General features: G+C 56.7%; 15 protein-coding genes. 3 read left to right on the top strand and 12 right to left on the bottom strand.

The genetic code is table 11. The features are described 5' to 3' along the window. Positions 1-29: 29 nt before the first annotated feature. From ABVT36_RS11220 to ABVT36_RS11190, 7 genes are all read right to left on the bottom strand, one after another. Entirely contained in the window at positions 30-929 is a 900-nt protein-coding gene (locus ABVT36_RS11220) for a hydroxymethylglutaryl-CoA lyase (protein WP_368456662.1), read from the bottom strand. Then, a complete protein-coding gene (locus ABVT36_RS11215) occupies positions 929-2,923 on the bottom strand; it encodes an acetyl-CoA carboxylase biotin carboxylase subunit (RefSeq protein WP_368456661.1) in 1,995 nt (664 codons plus the stop codon). The genes ABVT36_RS11220 and ABVT36_RS11215 overlap by 1 nt, the downstream gene beginning before the upstream one ends. Positions 2,924-3,115: 192 nt before the next feature. Beyond that, complete coding sequence (locus ABVT36_RS11210) at positions 3,116-3,913, bottom strand: enoyl-CoA hydratase/isomerase family protein (protein ID WP_368456660.1); 798 nt, start codon at positions 3,911-3,913, stop codon at positions 3,116-3,118. 67 nt (positions 3,914-3,980) lie between these two features. Continuing rightward, on the bottom strand, positions 3,981-5,588 hold the full coding sequence (locus ABVT36_RS11205; RefSeq protein WP_368456659.1) for a carboxyl transferase domain-containing protein: 1,608 nt from the start codon (positions 5,586-5,588) through the stop codon (positions 3,981-3,983). 8 nt (positions 5,589-5,596) lie between these two features. Further along, positions 5,597-6,766 carry an isovaleryl-CoA dehydrogenase gene (locus tag ABVT36_RS11200; RefSeq protein WP_367149501.1) on the bottom strand — a complete coding sequence of 390 codons (1,170 nt, stop codon included), beginning with the start codon at positions 6,764-6,766 and terminating at the stop codon, positions 5,597-5,599. 26 nt (positions 6,767-6,792) lie between these two features. Further along, positions 6,793-7,200, bottom strand: a complete 408-nt coding sequence (locus ABVT36_RS11195) for a MerR family DNA-binding transcriptional regulator (protein ID WP_368456658.1) — start codon at positions 7,198-7,200, stop codon at positions 6,793-6,795. 169 nt (positions 7,201-7,369) lie between these two features. Beyond that, positions 7,370-8,443 (bottom strand): hypothetical protein, encoded by a 1,074-nt coding sequence (locus ABVT36_RS11190; RefSeq protein ID WP_368456657.1) that lies wholly within the window; start codon positions 8,441-8,443, stop codon positions 7,370-7,372. A 114-nt stretch (positions 8,444-8,557) separates the two neighbouring features. On the opposite strand from ABVT36_RS11190, the gene serB reads away from it, so the two are divergent. Next, entirely contained in the window at positions 8,558-9,676 is a 1,119-nt protein-coding gene (serB, locus tag ABVT36_RS11185) for a phosphoserine phosphatase SerB (protein ID WP_368456656.1), read from the top strand. A 172-nt stretch (positions 9,677-9,848) separates the two neighbouring features. On the opposite strand, the gene ABVT36_RS11180 is transcribed toward serB, so the two are convergent. From ABVT36_RS11180 to ABVT36_RS11170, 3 genes are all read right to left on the bottom strand, one after another. Next, positions 9,849-10,277 carry a hypothetical protein gene (locus tag ABVT36_RS11180; RefSeq protein ID WP_368456655.1) on the bottom strand — a complete coding sequence of 143 codons (429 nt, stop codon included), beginning with the start codon at positions 10,275-10,277 and terminating at the stop codon, positions 9,849-9,851. Positions 10,278-10,624: 347 nt separating this feature from the next. Beyond that, complete coding sequence (locus ABVT36_RS11175) at positions 10,625-10,891, bottom strand: hypothetical protein (protein ID WP_368456654.1); 267 nt, start codon at positions 10,889-10,891, stop codon at positions 10,625-10,627. Positions 10,892-10,906: 15 nt separating this feature from the next. After that, positions 10,907-11,554, bottom strand: a complete 648-nt coding sequence (locus tag ABVT36_RS11170; RefSeq protein WP_368456653.1) for an RHS repeat-associated core domain-containing protein — start codon at positions 11,552-11,554, stop codon at positions 10,907-10,909. Between the two features lie 612 nt (positions 11,555-12,166). Between ABVT36_RS11170 and ABVT36_RS11165 the strand changes: the two genes are divergently transcribed. Together ABVT36_RS11165 and ABVT36_RS11160 are read left to right on the top strand one after the other, a co-directional pair. Next, positions 12,167-15,142: a S8 family serine peptidase gene (locus tag ABVT36_RS11165; protein WP_368456652.1), complete on the top strand. Its 2,976-nt coding sequence runs from the start codon at positions 12,167-12,169 to the stop codon at positions 15,140-15,142. Positions 15,143-15,517: 375 nt separating this feature from the next. After that, positions 15,518-16,846 carry a S41 family peptidase gene (locus ABVT36_RS11160; RefSeq protein WP_368456651.1) on the top strand — a complete coding sequence of 443 codons (1,329 nt, stop codon included), beginning with the start codon at positions 15,518-15,520 and terminating at the stop codon, positions 16,844-16,846. A 240-nt stretch (positions 16,847-17,086) separates the two neighbouring features. On the opposite strand, the gene ABVT36_RS11155 is transcribed toward ABVT36_RS11160, so the two are convergent. Beyond that, a complete protein-coding gene (locus ABVT36_RS11155; protein WP_368456650.1) occupies positions 17,087-17,962 on the bottom strand; it encodes an alpha/beta hydrolase in 876 nt (291 codons plus the stop codon). Positions 17,963-18,151: 189 nt separating this feature from the next. Then, positions 18,152-22,786, bottom strand: a complete 4,635-nt coding sequence (locus tag ABVT36_RS11150) for an aminotransferase class V-fold PLP-dependent enzyme (protein WP_368456649.1) — start codon at positions 22,784-22,786, stop codon at positions 18,152-18,154. Between the last annotated feature and the right edge of the window lie 22 nt (positions 22,787-22,808).

Below are 22,808 nucleotides of genomic sequence, written 5' to 3'. Positions count from 1 at the left end.
GTTACCTCAACCCAACACGAGCGGGTCTGTCAGTTGGTCATGGCGCGGGCGACCCGCGAATTGCTGGGGCGCCCCAGGGCCCCGGAGATAAAATTCCCCGCCTCCACCAGGCGCTTCAAGTCCACTCCGGTTGTAATGCCGAGTCCGTTCAGCATATACAGCACATCCTCACTGGCGACATTGCCGGAGGCACCGGGGGCGTATGGGCATCCGCCCAGCCCCGCCACGGCGGAATCCACCACGCCGACACCAGCCTGGAGGGCGGCGTAAATATTCGCCAGTGCCTGACCGTAGGTATCGTGGAAATGCACCGCCAGTTTTTCCACCGGCACTTTCGCAGCCACCTGATCGATCATGCGTCGGGCCGCCGCCGGCGTACCCACACCGATGGTGTCGCCGAGGGAAATCTCAAAGCACCCCATCTCCAACAGGGCAGCGCTCACCTGCGCCACCCTGGCCGGGTCAATGTCGCCCTCGTAGGGACAGCCCAGGACACAGGACACATAACCCCGCACCGGCACACCCTCCTCCAGCGCCCGCTCCAGCAAGGGCCGGAAACGCGCCAGGCTCTCGTCGATGCTGCAATTGGTATTCTTTTGCGCGAAGGACTCGGAGGCGGCCGCAAACACCGCCACTTCATCCGCCGACGCTTCAATAGCACGCTCATAGCCCTTTAGGTTGGGGGTCAGGGCACTGTAAACGGTGCCGGATCGACGCTCTATACCCTTAAACACCTCGCCGCTGGCCGCCATTTGCGGCACCCACTTGGGGCTGACGAAGCTGCCCGCCTCTACGACCGGCAGACCGCTGTCGGCGAGCCGGTCGATCAACTCTATACGCGTCGCAACCGCTATTTCCCGCTGCTCGTTTTGCAGGCCGTCGCGGGGGCCCACTTCCACCATCTTTACACGCCCGGGCAGGTTCACCATCACTCCTCCACCGCAAAGTCGATCAGCAGGCTGCCGCCATCCACCAGTTCCCCCTCGGCACACAGGTAATCCCGCACCCGGCCCGCGCTGGGAGCGCGCAGGGTGTGCTCCATTTTCATCGCCTCCATAACCAACAGCGGCTGGTCCTTGTCCACGCTGCTTCCGGCCTCCACCAACAGGGCGATAATGGTGCCGTTCATGGGCGCCTCCAACCCCTGGGCCCTGTCTTCGCTGGCACCGAGATCCGGTGGCAGCACCCTGAAATCCACCTGCAGGTCATCGATGAAAACTGTTCCGCCGTCGTCGGTGTCGACACAGGAAAAACGCATTCTCCGGCCCGCCACCAGGACCAGCGCGCCTTCACCAAAAATACGGATCTCACCGCGCCCGGCGTCGGCCAGGTCCCGGCATTGCCATTCCACCGTATCGCCGCGCCAGGCAAAGTGAATTTGTGTATGCCGGCCGTGGTAATCAATCGTGTGCAGCCGCATAGCCGTCAGGTTGCCGCGCCAGTTATCGCCCAGGTGCCAGGGCGAGCCCCTATCCGCCGCCGGGGCGCTGGCAGACAGGTGGCGGCACTCACGCTGAGCCAGGCAGGCGGCGATGGCGGCACACTTCAGCGTTGTCAGCTGGCGCTCCTGCTGCAGAATTTCCGCCTCGTAATCGTCGATAAAGTGCGTGGACAGATTGGCCGCGACAAATGCCCGGTGGTTGACCACCCGGCGCAGAAATTCGAGATTGTGGCGCACCCCGGCAATCTGGTAGTCACTCAGTGCGCGGTCGAGCCTGGTGAGCGCTTCGCGGCGGCTGCGGCCGTGGCAGATCAGCTTGGCGATCATCGGGTCGTAGTAAACACTGATTTCATCACCGGTCTGCACGCCCGTATCCACCCGCACAGAGTCGGTTTCGCGGGGTGGGCGATGGCGCAACAGCCTGCCGGTGGCGGGCAGGAAATCCTTGTCCGGATCCTCCGCGTAAATGCGCACTTCCACCGCATGGCCGTCGATTTTCAGTTGGTCCTGTGTCAGCGGCAGCGGCTCCCCCGCCGCCACTGACAGCTGCCAGGCAACCAGGTCCTGGCCGCTGATCATTTCAGTGACCGGGTGCTCCACCTGCAGGCGGGTGTTCATCTCCATAAAATAGAAGGCGCCGTTGGCATCCAGGAGAAACTCCACCGTGCCGGCCCCCACATAGCCGATGGCGTGGGCCGCGCGCAGAGCGGCTTCGCCCATGCGCGCCCGCAACTCCTCATCCACTCCGGGGGCAGGTGCCTCTTCCACCACTTTTTGGTGGCGGCGCTGAACCGAACAGTCCCGCTCAAACAGATAGACGCCGGCACCCAGCTGGTCGCAGAAGACCTGAATCTCCACATGGCGCGGACTCACCACATAGCGTTCCACCAGCATCTGATCGTCGCCAAACGCATTGACGGCTTCGCGTTTGGCCGCCTCCAGGGACGGGTGGAAATCCTTCGCACTGTCGACGCGGCGCATGCCCTTGCCACCGCCACCGGCAGCCGCCTTCAGCAGTACCGGATAGCCTATGCGCTCGGCGTGGCCGGCGAGAAGATCCGCGTCCTGGTTGGCACCGTGATAACCGGGCACCAGGGGGACTCCGGCATCCTCCATAATCCGCTTGGCGGCAGACTTGGACCCCATTGCCTCTATGGCGCCGGCGGGAGGGCCCACAAAGAGGATCCCCGCGGCGTCACAGGCGCGGCAGAACTCCGCATTCTCTGACAGGAAACCATAACCCGGGTGAATGGCATCCGCTCCGGTGCTGCGGGCGGCCCCGACAACCCTGTCGATATCCAGATAGGATTCCCTCGCCGGCGCGGGCCCCAGGTGAACCGCTTCGTCGGCCAGCTGCACATGCAGCGCATTGACATCGGCATCGGAATAGACCGCAACGGTGGCGATGCCGAGGCGGCGCGCAGTCTTGATGATACGGCAGGCTATTTCGCCACGGTTGGCAATTAACAGTTTGCGAATCATGTTTGGCTCGTATATTAACTCGGCAATCCAACAGGTGAATTCTCACCGGTTGGATTATCGCCCTGGAAATTCCGCACAATAAAGTGGGATAACTTGTATTTGAACAGCTTGCGCCGGTCCGCCATGGAAGGCGGCACCCTCCTGCAACCCACTGGCCCCGCAAGCTGTCCGGCTGTGGGGTTAACAGGCTTCTCAGTCGTCGGTGTCAGTCACCCAGTTGGGACTGCGCTTTTGCAAAAATGCGCTCAGCCCCTCCTGCCCCTCCGGTGAAACCCGCACTGCGGCGATCAGTGCACTGGTCTGCCCCTGTAACTCTTCGTTGACCACCCGATTGGCCATGGACATGGCCAGCTGCTTCGCCATGGCCACAGCCCGCGGCCCGTTGCCGCAGATGGCCTGTGCCAGACTGCGCACCTGCTGATCCAGCTCGCCTTCCGCGCAAACCTCTGATACCAGACCGATTTCCCGCGCCCGCGCAGCGGAAAAACGCTCGGCGGTGACGAAATAGCGGCGCGCCTGGCGGGCGCCAATGGCGTTGATGACGTAGGGGCTGATGGTAGCCGGCAGCAGCCCTATCCGAACCTCCGACAGACTAAAACTGGCCCGTTCACTGGCCACAGCCAGGTCGCAGCAGCTGACCAGGCCCACGGCGCCGCCGAAGGCGGCACCCTGCACCCGCGCTATGGTCGGCACTGGAAAGGTGTCCAGCTTGTGCAGCATCGCCGCCAGTGTGGCGGCATCGCGGCGGTTGTCCTCTTCGGAGTATTCCGCCACCCGCTTCATCCAGCCGAGGTCGGCGCCAGCGGAAAAACTTCTGCCCGTGGAAGCCAGCACCAGTGCCCGGATCGACGGGTTGCGAGCCAGCTCGTCGAAGGTCTCCCCCAACTCGCGGATCAAATCATCATCGAAGGCGTTGTGCACATCGGGACGGTTCAGGGTCACGGTGGCGATGCCTTGGCTATCGACTTCGCACAACATCTTTTCGCTCATACGGCTGTCCTTGTGTTGGAATGGGCACTGGTCCGCCCCGCGACGGGCTCGAACACTGTCTTCGGAGTTACATGCGGAATACACCGAAATGGGTTTCCCGGGGCTCGCGGTGACTGGCGGCTGCCAGGCAGAGAGCCAGTACCCGGCGCGTATCCGCCGGGTCGATCACGCCGTCGTCCCACAGCCGGGCGGAAGCGTAATAGGGGTGGCCCTGATGCTCATAGGTCTCGACGATCGGCTGTTTGAACTGCTGTTCTTCCGCTTCACTCCAGCGCTCGCCGCGCGCCTCCATCTGATCCCGCTTCACCTGGGCCAGGACACCGGCAGCTTGCTCACCGCCCATCACCGAGATACGGGCATTGGGCCACATAAACAAGAAATTGGGGTCGTAAGCGCGGCCGCACATACCGTAATTACCGGCGCCGAAGGAACCGCCGATCAGGATGGTGATCTTCGGCACATTCGCTGTCGCCACAGCGGTCACCATCTTGGCACCGTGTTTGGCGATGCCTCCGGCTTCATATTGGCGACCCACCATAAAGCCGGTGATGTTCTGCAAAAAGACCAGCGGAATCCTGCGCTGCGCACACAGCTCGATAAAGTGGGCTCCCTTCTGCGCACTCTCCGCAAACAGAATGCCGTTGTTGGCCACTATGCCCACCGGGTAGCCGTTGATGCGTGCAAAGCCGGTCACCAGAGTCGTGCCGTAGAGCGCCTTGAACTCGTCGAACTCCGAGGCGTCCACAATGCGCGCAATTATTTCCCGCACATCGTAGGGCCGGCGCGAATCCGCCGGCACCACACCGTAGATCTCTTCGGAAGGGTACAGCGGCTCCCGCGCCGGGCGGATATCCAGCCCCGGCACCTTGACCCGGTTGAGACGGCTTACGGAGCGCCGTGCCAATTCCAGCGCGTGCACATCGTTGTTGGCGTAGTGGTCGGCCACGCCGGAAGTGCGGCAATGCACCTCGGCGTCACCCAGTTCCTCCGCCGACACCACTTCGCCCGTGGCCGCTTTCACCAGCGGCGGCCCGGCGAGGAATATTGTGGCCTGCTCCTTGACCATGATGGACTCGTCTGCCATGGCCGGCACATAGGCGCCACCGGCGGTACAGCTGCCCATCACCACGGCGATCTGCGGAATATTTTGAGCAGACAGGTTGGCCTGGTTGTAAAAGATACGGCCGAAGTGCTCCCGGTCGGGGAAAACCTCGTCCTGGCGCGGCAGGTTGGCGCCACCGGAGTCGACCAGATAAATACACGGCAGGTTGTTCTGCTCGGCAATGGCCTGGGCGCGCAGGTGTTTTTTCACCGTAAGCGGATAGTAGGTACCGCCTTTCACCGTCGCATCATTGGCAACGATGACACAGGGCTGGCCGGCAACGGTGCCGATCCCGGTAATAATCCCCGCCGCCGGCACCTCTTCTCCGTACATTTCGTACGCCGCCAGCTGTGAAAATTCCAAAAAGGGGCTGCCCGGGTCCAACAGCGTGTCGATGCGGTCCCGGGGCAGCAGCTTGCCTCGCGCCAGGTGTTTTTCACGGGCCCGCTCACCGCCACCCCGGGCGATTTTTTCGACCTTTTTACGCAGGTCCGCGACCAGCGCCTGCATCTGCTCCCGGTTGGTGCAGAAGTCCGCATCGCGGCAGTTTATCTTGCTCTGTATCTGGCTCATGGGTTCGATCAACGGGTTTCGTTAAACAGTTCGCGACCAATCAGCATCCGGCGCACTTCGGAAGTACCGGCGCCTATCTCATACAGCTTGGCGTCCCGCAGCAGACGGCCGCTGGGATACTCGTTGATATAGCCATTGCCGCCCAGGGTCTGGATCGCCTGCAATGCCATCTGTGTGGCCCGCTCGGCGGTGAACAGAATCACCGCAGCGGCGTCCTTGCGTGAGTCCTCACCCCGGTCACAGGCTTTGGCCACCGAATAGAGGAAGGAGCGGCTGGCGCTGAGGTCTGCATACATATCCGCCAGCTTGCCCTGCATCAACTGGAATTCGCCGATGGCCCGGCCGAACTGCTTGCGCTCATGCACATAGGGCACCACCAGGTCCATACACGCCTGCATAATACCCACAGGTCCACCGGCGAGAATAGTGCGCTCGTAGTCCAGACCGCTCATCAGTACGCGCACACCGCCGTTCAATTCCCCCAGGATATTTTCCTGCGGTACTTCGCAATCCTCGAATACCAATTCGCAGGTGTTGGATCCACGCATACCCAGCTTGTCGAGCTTCTGCGCGCGGGAAAACCCGGGAAAATCCCTTTCAACGATAAACGCGGTGATGCCGCCGGAACTGATACCCGGTTCGGTGCGGGCATAAATGACGAAGGTGTGGGCGTCGGGGCCATTGGTGATCCACATCTTGTTGCCATTGAGAATATAGCGATCACCTTTTTTCTCCGCCCGCAGCTGCAGACTGACCACATCCGAACCCGAGTTGGGTTCACTCATGGCCAGGGCGCCCACATGCTCTCCGGAGCAAAGTTTGGGCAGGTACTTTTCCTTCTGTACCTGGGTTCCGTTCTTGCGGATTTGATTCACGCACAGGTTGGAATGGGCACCGTAGGACAGGGCTACGGAAGCGGACGCGCGGGATATTTCCTCCATCGCCACCGCATGTGCCAGATAACCCATATCGGAACCGCCGAACTCCTCTTCTACTGTGATGCCCAGCAGACCCAGTCCGCCCAGCTTTTGCCACAGATCCGCGGGAAACTGGTTGTCCTCGTCAATCTGCGCCGCCCGCGGCGCAACTTCCGCCTGACAAAACCTGTAGACCATGTCGCGCAGCATCTCGACCTCTTCGCCGAGATCGAAATTCAGGGTTCGATAGGAGGTATTCATAGGAACTCTTTCACTCCGTCTTTTGTTCAGTTGTCGGTACTGTCCGCCAGCGCGGCGTGCGCTCGCACCGCCACCTCGTCCAGATCACTCATCAGGCTGTGGATGTCGCGCAGCTGCTGCTGCAACTGCGCGCGCTTTTGTTCTATGTGCGACAGCAACCGTTGCAGTTGCTCGACATTACCGTGCGCCGGATCGTACATGTCGATGATTTCCCGGCTCTCATCGAGGGAAAAACCGAGGCGCTTGCCCCGCAGGATCAGTTTTAGCCGCACCCGGTCCTCGGAGCTGTATATCCGCGTCTGTCCCCGCCGCCGCGGGGACAGCAATCCCTTGTCCTCATAGAAACGAATGGTGCGGGTGGTGATGCCGAATTCCCGCGCCAGCTCGGATATGCCGTAGCTGCGGGATTCGGCCCCGGATTGCTCGGGCTTCATGACTGCTTCCTCTTCAGGGCGACGAGCCTAGCAGAGATTTACGTTAACGTAAACGTAACCCTGGTAAACCTAACCTTAGCACCCAAAGGGGGACGCGGCTTGGCAATGGATGTGAATTGGCGGGGCACAGCGCCCCATAGTCACAGAGGTCGGGCGGGACCGTTGGGGATCAGGCGCTGGTCAGCTGGCGTAACTGATTGTCCAGCAGCTGCTGGTAACCCTGTGCCAGCCCCCGCACCTCCAGTCCCCAACCGGCGCTGTGCAGTAACACCTTGCGGTCCAGGGACTCATCCTGTTCCAGCGCCGGGTGCAGTGCCAGCCCCGTTGACTGACCCAGCAACTGCTCGCCGGCAAAATCGAATTCCGCAACCCCGGCCGGAGCCACCGCCAGTGCCAGCTTCAGTCCGGTAGAGCGACTGGCGCGCTGCAGGGCGAACAACAGCAATCCACAGCAGACTGCGCGAAACGCCGCATCCTCGCCACCGAAGTCCAGCCCCTGCTGCGGGCCGGCGTCCCTCACAGGCCGCGCCTCATATATGCGGCACAACAACTGCAGCCGCTCGTCCAGATCCCGCTGCAGTTTATCCAGCGCCGCACGGCTGAGCTGATTCGACAGCTGCGCCCAGTTCAGTGGCCGCAAATAGAGGCCCACGCGCTCTTCCCGCTCTGGTTCCGGCCGGGACGGGGAAGCTTTCGTCTCAACCACCGGCAGTGCGCGCCGAAACGTCAGATTGCCGGCCGCGAGCGCGGCTGCGGCACTGAATGGCAGCGCGAATGCCAGGCTCAACAGCAGGCTGCCCCAGGGATAGCCGCTGTCGCTGCCAGGCTGCAGATTGACGCTGACGCTGCCCGCCAGGCTGTCGTGCAGCACCACCGGCGCTGTGACCACCTCTCCGTGCTCCAGATCGCCCACCTGCGCCAGGGGCTTGCCCTCCACATCCTGCACAGTGACACCCGTCACCGCAGGCAATGCCAGCAATTGCTGTGCCAGCAGCTGCAAACTGATCGGATCGCGTGCGACGATGCCTTCCAGGCTCTGGCGGGCCATAAGCGCAGCCGCCACTTCCGCTTCGGCGCGATCGCGGGCAATGGTGGCGGACTTTTGCTGGGTGTGGTGGTGGTTCAGGGCGATGGCGCAGAAAAATGCCAGTGCCAGCCAGATCACCGCTGCCAGCAACTGCTGGCGCAGCCTTAGGGGAATCCGGGTGGAAAGTTGAGCGAAATATTGTTTACCGGAGGACATAAGGCGGCCATTTTATAAATGATCGAATTAAAAGCTGCTGGGCGGATTTTAGCGAATTAGCGCCCGGAGGCTATAATGCGCGCCCATTTATTCCCACTGGTTTGAATCGATCCCATGTGTGCTGAGAGACCCACCGAAACCCTGAAACTGCCACTGGAGGGCATCCTGCGCTCATCCGGCGACGCCCGTGTACGCGCCCTGGGGGTAAGGGGGGGAATGGCCCATATCCAGCTGGAGCAAAGCGGCGGTGTGCAGCTGGCTAATGCCACGCGGACGCCGGAAGCCGGGGCCAATTCAATGCCCGCCGAGGTCACGGCCCCCTGGTGCGCAACCCTGCTGGGCGCGGAAGTCAATCTGCACCAACTGCGGCGCCTGCTGGCGTTCTTCGCAACACAGGGCTGGGATACCGGCGACGTCGACACCCTGGCGCAGCGCCCGGACCGCACAGTGCTGCGGTGGCAGCTACAGCCGCGGGAGCCACTCCAGTTCGCCGCGGCAAAGCACGCCTGCCTGCACCTGGCAGGGGAGCTGAACGCAGACCTGGTGCTGCAACCGGGTCACAGCCAGCGCCCGCCCCGACTCGCAGGCTTCGACATGGACTCCACCCTGATCGATGCGGAGGTCATCGACGAGCTGGCAAAAATAACCGGGGTCGGCGCTGAAGTGGCGGCGATTACGGAGGCGGCCATGCGCGGGGAGCTGGATTTCCGCCAGAGTTTCAAAAAACGCATGGGCCTGCTGCGGGGATTCCCCGAAACAGAATTGGCACAGATAGCGCGCCAACTGCCGCTGAAATCCGGGGCCGGTGAACTACTGCGGGCGCTGAAGACGCTGGGATGTAAAACTGCCATTCTCTCCGGAGGTTTCAGCTATTTTGCCAACTTCCTGCAAGCCGAACGGCTGCCGGTGGACCTGGTGCACGCCAACCAGTTGCAGTTTGCCGGGGGCAAACTTACCGGCGAAGTGGTGGAGCCCATTGTGGACGCTATGGGCAAAAGAGCCCTGCTGGAGGGGATGGCCGGGGAAATGGGACTGGAACTGGATAGAGTGATCGCCGTGGGCGACGGTGCCAATGACATTCCCATGCTGTCGCTGGGGGCCCTGGGGATCGCCATTCACCCCAAGCCCAAGGTGCGCCTGGAGGCGCCGCAGGCGATCTCCCGTTTCGGCCTGGACGCTGCGCTCTATCTGTTTGGCCTCAACGATCAGCAGATCCGGGCGCTGCTGCCCTGATCCGGACACCCGGGGCCAGCGGCGTCGGGGAATACCCAGCCGCCCCGGGCGGAAACTAGCAGGCCGGCATAGCTAGCGACCTACTTCCCGGATCGACTCGAAAAATACATCAGTTTATGAGGCTATTTGGCTGTGCAAAAGTTTCGACCGCTGCGCCCCACCCCTCGACTACTTACTGTATCTGCTTAACCACGCGCTCTATAGCGGCTCTATGGGAATAGAAAATCGCCAAGTAAATACCTTTGCTTGAAATATATAACTCTTGTTTAGACAAGGCACCTAAACTAAATGGCCATCTTGAGCGAATCGACAGCTTGGCTCCGACCTCAATATCCGCCCATGGAATCAAGAGAGAAGGCAGATAACACTTATAAAAAGGAGAAAAAATTCCAACTCCCTCCTCTAAAATCTCAATATAAACATGATTAAACCAACTTCTAGAACCATCATCACTCCAGATAGAAAGGGTTTCCACCTTGCGCCATCCGTGATGCTTCCCCTTTGTAGAATAATTCGATGCAAGGCTCCTCCACAATGAATCTCTGGACTCTATCCATGCAAAAATAAACATCACCAAAATTACCATCGCCGCAAAGGTCATAGGAAGTGACTCACCCAAATTCACTAGTGAGTAATATCATAGATACCTCCACCTACCCAACATCTTATATCCACCAAAAATTTTGTATATCCTGCAACCTTAACCACTTCCTGCTGCCACAGGAAAGCCGGGACTTTCTATTTCAGATTCAAATACTAAAGAGCCAAATCAATTTCAACATAAAAACACCGGTGCGCTTGCGCGTTATGCGCGGGTGGTCGGGTATTGACCGTCGACCTGCCTGGACAGGAAAGCACCGAGAAGTGAGATTTCTAGAGCGATAAAGCCCCGGCTGATTACCCCTGCCAGAGCCTCATTGTGGGTGCCCAGAAAGCAACTTCAAAAAATCAACGAATATCCTTGTCAAAGGGATTCCTCGGCTTCTTGTTTTTTCTGCCTGAACGGCGCTCCCAAGCTCCCATAATAAGAAGACCTCCAACTACAACCCCTAACGACACAGAAAACCAAAAATGTATAGGGCTTTCTATAGGAGTGATTGAGCGGGTCAAACCAGATGCACCAGCTCCGACAATCTCACCCTTAAATGCAGAGGAAATAAAATAAACTAAAAGCCCTAGCCCTAATAAAAAGGTAGCCTTATTCTCTAAATTCACATTCTCTCTCCAACGCTAGAACACCTTCCCAATAGCACCGACAGCCTCACCATTTATGATCTGGGCTGCGGCTTGAGCACCCGCTTCTGTTGCGACCTGCCCGGGAAGGTTCCCTATAAGATTTGGCTGAGTGAACTGTGGGAATTTATCCCTTAGCCCAATTGTATTTAGCACTCCTGCAGCCGCAACTTCTCCGAAATTGAACCCGCTAAAGCATAGATTATTAGTCTGCTGCGCAAGGTTTGCTGCTGCACCGATCAGCACATTAACCAGTGGACCACCAGAAATTGCCCCGGATAGCCCTCCGGCCAAAGCACCGGCAGCAATATCTCCCTCAGTAGCAGCGGCAGAAACTCCGCCTATAATTGCACCAGTTACTCCACCAATAATATTGAGTATAAGTTTTCCGTCTGGGTCGAGATTATTTACAGGGTCACTTAAAACATACCCGTACAAGTTCGGATCGCCACCTGCAAATGAAATCGGGGCCTTGGCGGTCCATCTTCCCGCCTCCGTGTCGTAGCCCCGAGCACCAAACGGCGTCAGCTTTGTATCCTGGTCATAAAAAAGAGGGTATCCCGAATCTGACATACTTCCGATACTACCAGGCTGAATCTTTATAGAGGCAAAGGGTAAATTACTGGACAGCTTTAGAAGCGACACAAAATACTTTTATCTCCAAAATGAGATGCAGGTCACATCTGAATTGGAGACAACCCCAATAGGTTTGCATAAACTGGGAGAGCTGGATATTGGTGCTGCCGGTGCCTCAGCTTAAGCGTTATTTAGCTAGCCCGATATACGCTGATCTATTGTGACGGCTAGTAAGAGCTTAACCGGGGGAAACCAAACCTTGCATCTTAATTTCGACGGATGGCATCCCAGCGCCAATTGACTCCCGAGCCACATAACAGTCGAGCATAACGAAAAATTCCGCACTGTCACCTTTAGCCAAAACAGATCAAACTGCGAATTACCGACTTAGCTGTCTTTCATTCTCTGTGTTTGTGCGACTCCTCGACCCGATAACAAAAGTTGTCATAGCGCCATTGAATTGTAGTTCGGATTCTTTTATAACTGTGCCGCGTCGGGCAATCCGGTTTGATTTTTATGACTGGGACTGCAGCCATATCATTGAACCTTCGCGGAGTGAGGCGGTAAGCCGTTTTTGGGGTTTTTTACAATTTCCAACAAAGTGGCAAAACCTGCTCAGCCCCTCTCTCTAATCCGCATAGTGTTATCTCTACCCGGCACACATAAAAAAAAGGTATTTCAATGAAAAAAACGATCATTTCCACCATCCTGGCGGGGCTGCTGACTTCCGGCAGCAGCATCGCCGACTCGGTCTCAGACCAAGTCGCTCAAGGTTTAGAAAAACGTAAAAAAGTCTATATTGTGCAGCTGGATGGAGAACCCCTGTCCTCCTACCGCGGCAACATTCCCGGCGTATTGGCCACCAAGCCGGCGATGGGACGCAAACTGGACCGGCGCAGCAGTGCTTTCCGCCACTACGCCAACTTTTTGAAATCCCGTCGCGATAGGGTAATGTCGTCCCTTCCCAAGTCTCGTATGGTTCACGAATACGAGAACGCCTTTAACGGCTTCGCCGCTACCATGAGCGAGAAAGAGGCCGAGGCGCTCCGTCACCACAAAGACGTAAAGGGTGTCTGGGAAGATCGCCTGCTCAAGCCCCACACCGATTCCACCGCCGACTTCCTCGGCCTGACCCGTTTTCCCAGCCCCTGGCTTTGGGGCATCACCGGTGAAAACGTGGTCGTTGGGGTAATCGACACCGGCATCCACCCGGAGCACCCGAGTGTTGCCGATATAGCCACTCCCCGCCGGGGCAACCGCGGCCACTCTATCCCCTACGGGTCTGTGCCGGAATCCTTTACTGGCGAAGGCTGTGACTTCGGTAACATCGATTTCAACCCGGAAGATGCCCCTTTCACCTGTAATAACAAGCTGATCAAAGCCAAGTCCTTCTCCGAAGCCTTCCGCTCCAGGACAGAACTGGCAGACCACGAATTCCTTTCCGCGCGGGATCCGGACGGCCACGGCACCCACACCGCCACCACCGCCGCAGGCAACTATGGTGTAACTACCCCGGATGGAGACATGATCACCGGCATGGCACCGCGCGCGCGGGTCGCCGTCTACAAGGTGTGCTGGGATGCCCAGGACCCCGACGACAACGGCTGTTCCTCAGCAGACTCCATGGCGGCGATTGACGAAGCCGTGGCGGATGGCGTGGACGTCATCAACTACTCGGTGGGCGGTTCCAGCACCATCTTTACCGGTGCCGACGATATCGCCTTCCTGCGCGCCGCCGATGCGGGCGTCTTCGTAGCCACTTCCGGAGGCAACGATGGACCCGACCCCCAGACTATCGGCACCCCCTCCGGTGTGCCCTGGATCACCACCGTAGCCGCAGCCGAAGATGACCAGAGCTTCAGCCAGGCGTTTGAAGTGACCTCACCGGTGACAGTTGCCAACAGCTACGAGGCCCTCGAAGGCAATGGCCCCGCCACTCTCGAAGGCGCGGGCTCCCTGTCAGGCTCTGTGGTAGTCAGCGAGCCGCTGGAAGGCTGTTCTGCACTGACCAACAACGATGCCATAGCGGGGAATATCGCCCTGGTACGTCGCGGAGGCTGCTCCTTCACCGATAAGTACAACAATGCGGCAGATGCCGGCGCAGTAGCGATTGTCGTCTACAACGACGGCACCGCCAGCGACCGTATCAACCCGATTGTGATGTCCGCACCGGACACCACCATCCCTGGAGTGATGATCAGTCACACCGACGGTGATCTGATCGCCGGCAGCGAAGACGTGAGCGGCGTGCTGGACCCTGCCCTGCAGATATCCCGGGAGGACCGTATCGCCGGTTTCTCATCCCGCGGCCACAACGCTGGCGCGCCGGACATTATCAAGCCGGACGTGGCCGCGCCGGGTGTCGGCATTCTCGCCGGTATTTCACCGGTTACTAATGGCGGCAACCTGTTTGGTCTCCTGAGCGGCACCTCCATGGCTAGCCCCCATGTGGCCGGCGTTATGGCGCTACTGAAACAGGCCCATCCGGATTGGTCGCCCGCCATGGCCAAGTCCGCGCTGATGAGTACAGCCCGCACGAACCTGCGCAAAACTTTTGGCCCAGAAGCCGCGGATCCGTTTGATATCGGCGCCGGTGCCATCAGGCCCGCCGCTGCCTTCCGCCCCGGGTTGGTCTACGATGCCGAAATGAACGACTATATGGCGTTCCTCTGCGGCGCCGAAAATCAGCCACAAATCATCAACAGTGAGACTTGTGACAACCTCGTCAGCGATGGTTATTCCCTGGACTCCAGTGACCTCAACCTGGCTTCAATCGGCATCGGTGAGCTGGTGGGTACCCAGACTGTCAAACGCCGTGTCACCAGCGTCGCTTTCGGCACCCGCTGGTACTGGGCTTCAGTCAATGCCCCGGAAGGTGTCGAGGTGAGCGTAAGCCCCAAATATCTGCGCCTGCGCAAAGGGGAAACGGCCGAGTTTGAAGTCACCTTCAAGGTTACTGAAGACGCGGTACTGAACGACTGGGCTTTCGGCGACCTGACCTGGAAATCTCTGGGTCTCAAAGCGCGCAGTCCTATCGCCGTGCGCCCTATGGCTGTATCCGTACAAGCAGAGGTCAATGGTGAAGGCACCGACGGTAGTGTCGACCTGCCGGTGACTTTTGGTTACGACGGCAACTACGAGGCAACTGTTAACGGCTTGGCTGAAGGCTTGGCGACTCCAGGCAGCGTGGCGGACGGAGACTCCGAGATAATCTTCTTCGAGATCCCGGCAGGCACCGACCTGGCTCGTGTGGCGCTGTTTGATGCCGACGTAGGCGATGGCAGTGGCAGTGACGACCTGGATCTGAGAGTGTTCGGACCGGCGCCTAACTTCCCCCAAGTGGGCAGCAGCGGCAACGCCAGCTCCACGGAAAGCGTAACCCTGCGCAATCCGGCTCCCGGTCAATACGCTGTAGCTGTCGATGACTATGCTTCAGCGGCAGGGCCAACGCCTTTCACTCTGTTTAATTTCAACCTGACCGGCGACAACGGCAATACTCAGTTGAACGCCCCGGCCCAGGTGGGAATCAACGAGCAGGGTAACGTCACCCTGGAATGGATGGGGCTGACTCCCGGCAGTCGCGCCCTTGGAGTCCTGAGCCACGGCGACGGTACCCAAGTGTTCGCTGAAACTGAAATCATGGTAAACACCCAGTAAAGGCTTGCCTCTCCACGCAATGTGGAGAGCTTGTCCCCAAACAAAACCGGTAAAGGCCCTGCGGCTTTTACCGGTTTTTTGCTTTTAACTGTAGGCCTCTTGGCTCCATATCGACCGATCGAGTTCTGTCTATAGCCGGAACCGAATTCCATACCGCCCTGCCTTGACGACTTCCGACCATAGGGTTTCTTCGGTAATCCAGCCCCTAAATACCTAGGGTCTGGCGACACCTCACTAAGTATCTATCACTTAGCCGAACCCCTGGATTAAAACGCTTCGGTTATAAATTAAAACAGATGTACTATTTATAGAGTTCTTATTGTGCATTTTCCCTTGCAAATCTATACTCGGGCCACTTTATAAAACAAACTCAATTTGGAATACTCACTCTCCGCCTTATTGCCAGGCATCATTCAAGGAGCGGAAATGGTACTTTTTAGATGGCTTTCGCTGCTTTTATGTTTACTATTTGCCAGCCAAGCTGCATATGCTCTACCCGAATCCGATATTCCAGACTGGATCGAAGACATCGATCACTATCAACAGCAGCTGGAAGCCCGGCATATCAATCTTTACCATACAATCACCCAGAGACAATTCGAGAAAGAGTTAACCCAGCTGAAAGCTTCTTTAGAGGAGATTGATGAGCCGCGGCTATTGGTCGAATTGATGAGAATCAGCCGCTTGATTGGGGATGGGCACACACAAGTTGCTTATTGGGAACAGGATATAGACTTATACCCTTTTCGTTTTGTAAATATCGGTGGAGCCCTTTTTCTCACAGGTAGTGGGCCTGCCCACAAGCATCTGCTTGGCTATAGATTAGCCGCTATAGATGCTATGCCGATAGAAAAAGTTATGGATAAGTTATCTCCGGTTGCTCAGGGCGTCGAAAACCCGCACTCACTCAAAGTCCGGCTCGCCTGGCATATCAATATTGCCCAGTTCCTGTACGCACTGAACATTACAGGTAGGCCAGATCTGGCGAATTATACTTTTGTTAATGATAGTGGAGAAAAAGAAGTAGTACCCACTCAGCCTGCCTCCATGTCCAGATACCGCAAGCAGGTTACTGCCTCTTTGGTCTCCAAGAAAATCCCCCTGGGGGCCAAGCGCGTCATTGAATCGGAAAATCTCTGGATGTCAGCAGACGACAGCCAACAAGTAGCATATATCTATTTTCGCAGATATCCCAGTTATTCGGATATGGAAGACTTCGCGGAGGATATAGCCGATTACCTTCAGGACAGAAAAATAAAGAATCTGATAATTGACCTGCGTGACAATGGCGGTGGCGACTTTTTTGTTGGACTGCTAATGGCAAGGAGCCTGGTGTTGGTGGATACGATAGACTGGGATCACGGTGTCTACACCCTGATAGGGAACAAAACCTTTTCGGCAGGCATGAGTAATGCGGCTCAGTATCGGCAGCTGTTGAATGCCAAATTGGTTGGGGAGCCTACCGGTGCCAATCCAGTGGGTTACCAGGATATGGATCAATTCTCCCTGCCCAATTCCGACTGGACCATCACTTACTCGAAAAGAAACTATCGGTTTCAGGATGCCGACACGAAGGGGGTACAGCCGGATGTATTGATCAAACAAAAATTACAGGACTATAAACAGGGCCTGGACCAGCCCCTGGCCTGGGTTTTGCGTGATATCAATAAACGGCAAAATGGGGCGGCGGGTACAACCAGGTAACCTACAGACGCCAGGGCTTGCAGTCAACGACTAAAAATATCCAATATGCCAGGTGTTAACAGGTCCAGCATCTTGGTGTCCCCAGCAGGGATGCTGGAGTCGAGAATTAACTTTAGTGAGGGGTTTGCGGCCAAGCACCGCAAACCCGGACTGAAAAATCCTGGGAGTGCATTTTGGAGAAAACTGTTAGATAAACCTAAGGAAGCTCTATGAGCGAGCCTGGCCGACCAAAGTTACTTTTCATTGCCCCAGATTCCACAGGTCCTGATAGATCCATCTAAGGCCCTTGCTCAATCCAACAGGAAAGGTTGAATAATGGTCTGTTCCATTTACCACTTCATCCTGAATTTGTAGCCCTTGATAATTACGCGAGCGCAACCGCCTGACAAACCTCTGGTGTCCATCCACCATATCATTGAGCATATGGCTTTTCTTTATAGTTTCTAAAGCACCGGTTGCCAAGAATACATTTGCATTAAGAGACTTATGTTTTGTTGCATAGTGATCTTCAAGGGACAAGATCAACTCACTCTTGAACCACAAGGAGGAGCTTGTCAGTATATAGCTGGAAAACAACTCGGGCTTGGTGACCAATACCCAGGCACCAAACAACCCGCCCAGAGAATGTCCGGAAAGAATTCGCCTGGATGGGTCGGCACGATAGTGACTTTCCACAAAAGGAATCAACTCCTTTTCAATAAATTTTAGATATTGAGTCGCCCCTCCGGTTTTATATCTCGTCCAGCTCTCATCCAATTCCGGCGTTAGATCCCTAACCCGGCTATACTGCCCATTCTCCCCATGAGCAAAATCAATACCGACCACAATGGCTTTATTCATCTGCCTAAGATGAGTCACCCCGGAAGCCACTTTAAAAGTATGAGGCCCGTCATTTAAATACAGAACCGGGTAAGATTCACCTTTATTCTTCTCATCAGAATACCCAGCCGGCAATTTGACATACACATTATATTTTCGTGCCAGCACTTTGGAGTCGACTGTATAAATCTCAGAATTCGTAATTTCAAAGAATCCTGGCAGTTTCTTTACAAAATCTTCGGCATACGCAGAAAGGGAAAACACAAAAACCAAAAATGTCAAACTATATTTATTCATACAATTCCTTAAAATCTGTGCATTAACATAAAGCCAATTACGAAATAGCGCATTCCATCTAAAAAATTTTTTGACTATAGATCGAGAAATTTTGGGCGGGCCAAGCTCCTGCGCAAAACACGGATTTATATAAAATCAAAAGCCTCCAATTTCAGGCAGCTAATAGAGACAGCTAACGCTATTTAGTGATTACACAAAACCATCAATAAATTCGGCCTGCTGGGATAAAGTGGGGAATTCAAACAGTGTATGCAACCCCAAATCTACCTTCAGCTCTTTTTTTACACGCTGATGCAGAAGTGTGGCACTGATAGAATGACCTCCAAGCTCAAAGAAATTATCATCCTTTGCGATAACCGGCACCTCCAGAACCTCCTTCCAAAGTGCAGCCAGTTTCTGCTGTGTACCGGCATCGACATTGCCTGCCCGAACCTGGGCAGGCCGCAAATTTTCCATTAATTTTGCGCGATGGACCTTGCCACTGATAGTACGGGGCAGAAAATCCACCAAATGGAGAGCCCCTGGCATCATACTGACCGGTAACTGCTGCAATAGATGCTGACGCAATTTGCGCTCTCCATGCCCATTGGCGCCTTCATTTGAATTTAAAACCACAAAAGCGTGTATCAGGGCCTCCTTACCGCCGGAACCCACCAATACAGCGCATTCTCTCACACCGCTGATCGACGAAATATGGTGTTCGATTTCGGTAAGATTGATCCGCATACCCCGCAGTTTAATATTGGCATCCCTGCGGCCACGAAATTCGATAACACCATCTTCGCCATAACGACCATAGTCACCGGTTCGCAGCAGCTTTTTTCCCTTCTCATAGGGGTGGGGAAAACAAGTGTTTTCGCCCGGATTTTCCTGCGATATTTCCAGAGCCACACCAGCGCCACAAATGGCCAGCTCCCCGTCTATTCCCGGCGGCAAAGGGCGGCCATTGGCATCAACGACAAACACCTCGGTATTGTCGATGGGGGTTCCAATGGAGATCTGGTGGCGATCCAGAAGATCCAATCTCACCGGGTGAATGCCGGGCTCTCTGGCTCCAGCTGTTATCGGCTGTTCAATCTGCTGCTCGGCGATACAGAGTTGGTTGTCCAACGTATCGATCAAATCACTGCGGCGGGTAAAGGGGTTGGCGATCACCACACGAAAGACGGAGATTGGTGTATCTCCATATTCACCATGCAGGATTCTGGTCTTGGACACAAAGGTCCTGCCCGCCTCGAATTGGTGCTTCTGGATCAATTCCACCGCTTGGTCCAGCTGCCGGATCTCCTCCCCACTGAATGACTGGTTGTGGCGCATCGCCTTGGGAATATAACGGTAATTTAGGATGTTGATTGAGGGGGTCCCAATCAGCTGAAAAGCCGGGTGGCGGTCAATCAGGCCGGCAAAGTAGCGGGTCTTATCGATACCTTCATCGATCAGGTCACCGATGCCCCGCCGTCCCTTTAGATTCACCATGGCGTGCAGGGACAGGAAGATGGCTGGGCGAGAACCCTCCAGGGTATATTGCCCCATATCGAAACTGCCCTCCTGTCCCTGGTAAACCGCGTGCACGGCACTCGCATGCACCGATCTGGGATTGCGGAAGAGGCAGAGACTGATCCCCTGCGGAACGTAGAGCTGTTTGTGGGGGCACAGGGTGATGCTATCGGCACGGGATATTCCCGCCAGTAAATGGCGGTGGCGGTCGGAGAATACCAGCGCACCGCCCCAGGCCGCATCCACGTGAAAATGCACACCGAACTGGCCGGCTATTTCCCCCATGGACTCAATTGGATCGATGGTTCCTGTTTCAGTGGCACCGGCTATGCCAATCACCGCAATGACCAGAATGGATTCATCGCGACAGTGCTGGAGGGTCTGTTTAAGATGCTCCAGATCCGCCCGCTGATCCCGGTGCTGCCGCAGGACTATCAGGTTTTCTTCCCCCAGCCCCAGTAAGGAGACTGCCTTGCGGATGGAGTAGTGGGCGAGACGCGACGCGACAATGGCAAATTTTTTATGCCCGGTGCGGGACAGTGCGTTAAAGGCGCCGAGCCGGTCTATATCGGCCTTGCTCAACCCCTGAGCCATCAGTGCCTGTTGCCGGGCGTTCCACATGGCAGTGATATTGGCACTGCTGCCACCACTGGCCACCAGGCCAAATACATAGGCGGGATCCTGCACCTGAGTCGCATCCGATTTCCCGTAAAACATCCGGTGCAACGTGGCGATCAGCTGCCGCTCCAACAAGGTTAGCGCTTTGGATGTCTCAACCTTCACCATATTCTGGTTCATTTGGGATATCTGCGCGCTCAATTCGGCCATAAACCCCGGCAATGCGGAAGTCATATGACCAACAAATTTACCCGACCCCACATTGACCGTATAGGGGAGTACCTGTTGGTTTAAATAGTTTCGGTATTCGTCTTCACTTATCCCCTGGGCGGGGCAATTGGTATCGGTAAACTGTCCCGTCAGTGAGGTCAGGCTGATTCCCGGCCGGGTATAGGTTTCCACCAGATCATCCTCCGGGGCCTGGGAGTCAAACCCGCTGGTAATTGCGCTGGAGGAAAAAAAGCTGGCCAGCGAGACTTCACTGTGCAGTGGTACTTCGTAAGCCAGGCTGTCGGCACCTGCCTCGGTCATTCCATAGATATTGAACAGCCTTACCGCCGGCAATTGCCCCATGACCTGCCGCGCCATTCCGAAACTCAGCGGCTCCCCGCTGGAGATCAACACCTTTAAACTCTGCATTTCGGCCAGGGCATCGGCACGGGCAAGTATATCCAGGTAGCCTGGCACCAGGGTCAGGTGGGTTATTCCCTGCGCCTGGCAATAGCGACTGAACCGCGCCGGGTCCAGTACTGTGTCCTCATCGGCGATTACCAGAGTCGCGCCGCAAACCAACGCCTGAAACAACTCACTGATATGATCGACAAAGGCCAGCCTTGTCTTAAAGCAACAGATGGATTGCGCATTGATATCCAGCCTGGACTCCGCCCAGCCAATGCGGTTCATCACGCTCGCATGGCTGGCCAGCACGCCTTTGGGTTCCCCGGTGGATCCCGAAGTAAACATGAGATAGGCTGCGTCTCCCGGTGTGGGTGGCGAATTCTCAGGCTTGCGCAAACTGCCAATCGGCTCCACCAGTTGCGACCAGCTCACACATTGACCGGGCAACGCTTCCCTATCGCCAGGATTCAGAGCGACGATAAGTGCCAGTGAGAATTTGCTCGCAATGGTAGCTATCCGGGCTGGAGGATACTGGCGGTCCAAGGGCACGTAAACGGCTCCGCAGCGCAAAATTGCCGTGGCGCAGACCACCAGCTCCAGACCACGGGGCATAAACACACCCACAGGGGTTCCCGCCTCCACACCCAAAGCACAAAGTCCTGAAGCCACCTGATCGATTTGCTGCGCCAATTGCCCGTAAGTCAATTGGCGATCCCCATCGATAATTGCGGTCCGCGACGCCGCCTGGTCGCACTGTCTGGCGACGGCTTCGTCGATGCGCACTGAAATAGCCGGTGCGGCCGTAGCATTGAGCTTTTGGACCAGCTGGTGTTCCTCATCCGTCATCATATCCAGGGAGCACAAAGGCACGGTGGTATTCTGCATTGCCTGCCAGAGCCGCTGCAGATGGTCCACCATACGCTTGATACGTCGGTCGCTAAACAGGTGCTTTGCATACACCAGTGTGCATTCGGCCCTGGGCCCGCAGAGACGAACCCGCAAGGCCAGATCGCTGTGCGCGAGTGTCCGCTCTGCCTGCGGCAGCGCTATTCTACTCACCCCATTTGCACAGGAGGCCGGGTCATCGCTGCCGCACCCATCCTCCAAGGCAAAGGCATACTGAGCGACAGGCACAAAGCTCATGGCATTGGCGCTGATACCCGGCGCCAGAAAACCCTCGATGGACAGGGGTGAATCCCTTCGCATCGTAGCCAGTTGTGCCGAGATGTGCGCACCGAATTGCGTCACTGTCAGATCTTCATCAACCCGGAGTTGCAGAGGTCGCAGGGCGGCGAGCGCATCTGTGCCATGACTCTGCTCTCCCAATCCGCTCACGCCGATAAGCAGTTCGGATTGCTGTCCGTAACGCGCAAGCAAAAGACTAAAACAGCCCAGCAAAGCTTCACCCAAGGTAGCATTGGAAACGGATGGGTCCACCTCCAGCGCACAGGAGAGTTGCCGGCAGTCGAAGTGTTTTACCGCATCCCGGGCAAAGTCTGTCGGCATCGCCTGCAGTTCGCAGGCTTTAGCCATTAGGTCGGCAAAGGACTGGCTGTCTTGCGCCGTGTCCTGCGCCTTTTCAGCTGGCTGCAACCGGGGCCGGTCCAGATCCATTAGTTGACTTTGGAGCTGTGTAAAAAAGTCGTCCAGACCCTGCCCATTCATCACCAATGGGTGGAATACCAGCACCCAAATCTGTGCCCCCTGGTCATCTATCTGAAAAGCACGCCATGGCAGTTCAGTCTCAAGATCGAAGGCCGCCAGATGTTGTTGGTGAATGCATTTCTCCGCTTCGTTGAAGTGCCGGTGTATCGGAAGAGAAAAATTCCGTTGCTCCTGCCACCTGGGCTCGCTGTCGACTACCAGATGGGACCTGAGCGGAGAGTTTGTACCGACAATAGTCTCGAGGGCTTCCCACATCCGCTCCGACAGGGCCTGTCGGGACTGTTCACCTTCGCCCTGCAGCCTCAATGCCAAAATACAATTGGGCAGTGATCTCCGCCCACAGATTCGCTCGATCTGCCACAGCCTGCGCTGGGCCTGGCTCAACTGCTGCGCGGTATCGGTGCTGGAGTTGGAGGTGGTTTGCATAGAGGTTGACGCTCAATATCGG

Source organism: Microbulbifer sp. TYP-18, from assembly GCF_040932045.1.
Classification (GTDB): Bacteria; Pseudomonadota; Gammaproteobacteria; order Pseudomonadales; family Cellvibrionaceae; genus Microbulbifer.
The sequence above is the reverse complement of the archived record's forward strand: the minus strand, read 5'-3'. Positions and strand labels throughout refer to the sequence as shown.